Source organism: Halolamina pelagica, from assembly GCF_900115675.1.
Taxonomy (GTDB): Archaea; Halobacteriota; Halobacteria; order Halobacteriales; family Haloferacaceae; genus Halolamina; species Halolamina pelagica.
The window spans coordinates 1-2,582 of the sequence record NZ_FOXI01000037.1 but is presented as its reverse complement, the minus strand read 5'-3'; the positions used below and the strand labels follow the sequence as shown (position 1 = coordinate 2,582).

Sequence of the window (2,582 nt, the reverse complement as noted above, 5' to 3'; positions counted from 1 at the left end):
TAGTAATAGTTTCAGCAACGTGCAGCCGACGACGGCAGAAACATGGCTGCAAGCCTTCGCCGTCTGGTGGAATTCGCTTAACTAAACACGATGGTCACAATCGGCGGTGTTCAGATAAGGATGAAGAGTGAGGCGGAGCGATTTGTGAGTGATATATGCTCGAAACCGCCCGCCTCCTCGGAGGTAGCGACTGCTTCGAGTTAGATTTTCTGGAGCGAGAGGCGACACCCGAGTCCGCGATGAAACTGGGTATCCGACTCCATCTGGCAGGATTATCACTTTCGGATACCATCTCTATTCTCGATAGGTTGGGTGTCGAACGCTGTCGAACGACCGTTCATAACTGGGTGCAAAAGGCAGATTTACAGCCCCTCGACGGTGCGAATCCGGATCACGTCGCGGTTGACGAGACCGTGATCCAACTCAACGACGAACGGTTCTGGCTGTACGCAGCGGTTGATTCCGATACGAACCGCTTGCTGCACGTCAAGCTCTCTCCGACGAGAAACCAAGCGATTACTGAAACGTCCGTCTTCGCACAACGATGCGAAACAGCCGAACTTCATACGGCGGTAATGGCGTAGTATATCTTCCGCTAAGTACAGAGGTTATATACAGAATTTACATTCTACGCCGATGATTTCGGAAAGTCTTGATCGTCCATTCTGACAAATTTGCCACTCCCTCGTGCCGAGGCACTCCCCCTAGTCGACGCTAACAACTGAGACCTTCTTGGGATTCAGTAATGTGCCATCGCACGCTCGTACGCCGTCTGGAATGTCGTCGCCTGCCGGGCGAGGTCAGCACAGACCGCCAAGACGGGGTAGGCCGAATCGTGTGTTTCGTAGAGGTACACACAGACATCCGGGACGTCGATGGGGAAGTTGTGGCGCGATCGCTGATCATTGATAGCCGACTGTCTGTTCGCGGCTGTCGAATCACAGCGCTCCCGGAGGCGCGACAGTCTATTCCACCGCGCCTCTAGGGTCCCGAACGGTTCGCCCTCAGGGTCGGGGGACACGATGCTGTCGAGTTCCGCTGCGACCGGCAACAGCGTATCGGCGGCGTGGTCAACGGACTCGCGCTCGCGCTCACACGTCTCGATTAAGTGTTCTCGCTCACGAGCGGCACGCTCGATGGCAGCAGTCAACGCTGCCCTCGCAGAAGGCCCGAAACAGTCGGGGTCGGTCAGCGCGGTCGCCACCTCCGGTCCGAACTCTGCCCGCAAGCTCTCCTCGTAGTCGTCACCGTACTCCTCATCGTAGAACGATACCGCCATCACCGTCTCCTCATAGGCGCGCCGAATCGCCTCAGTCGGAGCATCTCCTCCTAAGCCCGCGTGACCGATCGAAACGAGTGTCGCCCCGTGCCCTTCACGCATCTCGCCATCGAGAGGTTGTCCCGGGCTGAAGTCGGAGAAATCAACGTTATTGACGCGATCCGCAAACGTCTCGAATGCTCGGCGTTCAGCGGCGGTCCGACGCCGTTCAGCCCTTATACTAGCCCGGAGCGCAGTGAACGTCTGCGCGACCTGCTCCCGGTCGAGGCTGGTCGATTCGCACATCTCGTCTGCGTGATCGAATCGTATCAACTTCAGTTCATATATGTGTGATACATCCCGACACGGGCCCCCACTGCTATCTATATAGCGCTCTCAGCGACAGTTCGAGAGGTCACGAACGATGCTTGCGTCGACAGTGAGCCAAGTCTTCATCCGGTCGATATCCACCGTGTCCGCCGGGTAGAGCGTAGCCCGGTCGGGTTTGTCGCCGACGCCGATAATCTGTAATCGCAAGAGTGGAGCACGATGTGTCAGGAACCGCCGACTTTCATTCGTCGAGTTAGGACGTTCGCCGCCGTTAGCCGTTGAGGAGGTCATAAGCCCGGAAGGATCCTGCAATGCAGCCAAGGTAGTCTCTGGTAATTGCTATCCGTTTCCCCCAGAGGATTATATAGTGTTGTCAACTACCCCACCCTAGTTCGCTCAGTCTGACGACTTCGCTCGTTGAGGAAGGGGACTCCGCGCTACCGTTTCAGTTGAAACTGCTTTGTTGAATCCGATGACTGCGTCGGGGTCACTGTTTGAGCGCCTGTTCGAGGTTGTAGACTGCGGCGGTCAACACGAGTTCGCGGAACTCGCGGTACCATGCGCGAGGATGGACAGCGGGGCCGAACCGACGCTTGATGGCCGAAAAGGCGGTTTCGGCCATCCAGCGTTGGCCGTATAACTCGCTGTCCAACCGTGCGTTGTGTGCGTGATCGTACGCAGCAAACAGCCGGTGACGCAGCAAGGGCCGGACGCCCTTTGATCGGAGGGCGTCCCGGAGAGATTGGTCGTCATAGCCTTTGTCGCCGGCGAGACTCTCTATTTTCCCGGTGTTGCGAAGGGCGACTCGACGGCCAGTTCGTGTGTCGTGAGGCCAGTGTGCCGAGCAGTGAATATCGAGGATGGCACACGAGTCTGTATCGACGAGCGCCGTCGTTTTCAGCGTGCGTATGTGGCGATCCGAGCGGTGTTGGTAGTGTCTCGATGCCGTTTCGCGGTCGAAGAACGTGGCATCGATGGCACCGTGCGAGCCCGG

The 2,582-nt window shown here is 57.6% G+C and carries 3 protein-coding genes and 2 pseudogenes; 2 read left to right on the top strand and 3 right to left on the bottom strand.

Translation table 11 applies throughout. The features are described 5' to 3' along the window. Positions 1–85 (top strand): annotated as a pseudogene (locus tag BMZ83_RS16655) (IS6 family transposase); the annotation flags it as partial. Positions 86–155: 70 nt separating this feature from the next. Beyond that, a pseudogene (locus BMZ83_RS16025) lies at positions 156–524 on the top strand (IS6 family transposase); the annotation flags it as partial. A gap of 215 nt (positions 525–739) precedes the next feature. Here BMZ83_RS16025 and BMZ83_RS16020 read toward each other — a convergent pair. The 3 genes from BMZ83_RS16020 to BMZ83_RS16015 form a co-directional block, all read right to left on the bottom strand. Beyond that, positions 740–1,564, bottom strand: coding sequence for a DUF7260 family protein (locus BMZ83_RS16020; protein WP_074880994.1), 825 nt, complete (start codon positions 1,562–1,564; stop codon positions 740–742). A 90-nt stretch (positions 1,565–1,654) separates the two neighbouring features. Continuing rightward, the gene (locus BMZ83_RS17550) at positions 1,655–1,879 is read right to left on the bottom strand and encodes a DUF7511 domain-containing protein (protein WP_449271652.1); all 225 of its coding nucleotides are present in this window, start codon (positions 1,877–1,879) and stop codon (positions 1,655–1,657) included. A 196-nt stretch (positions 1,880–2,075) separates the two neighbouring features. After that, positions 2,076–2,582 (bottom strand): IS5 family transposase (locus tag BMZ83_RS16015; protein WP_074880992.1); only part of this gene is annotated, 507 nt, incomplete at its 5' end.

Excerpts from the sequence above, each read along its gene's own strand:
- BMZ83_RS16020 (WP_074880994.1), bottom strand. The coding sequence starts at position 1,564 with ATGTGCGAATCGACCAGCCTCGACCGGGAGCAGGTCGCGCAGACGTTC.
- BMZ83_RS17550 (WP_449271652.1), bottom strand. The coding sequence starts at position 1,879 with ATGACCTCCTCAACGGCTAACGGCGGCGAACGTCCTAACTCGACGAAT.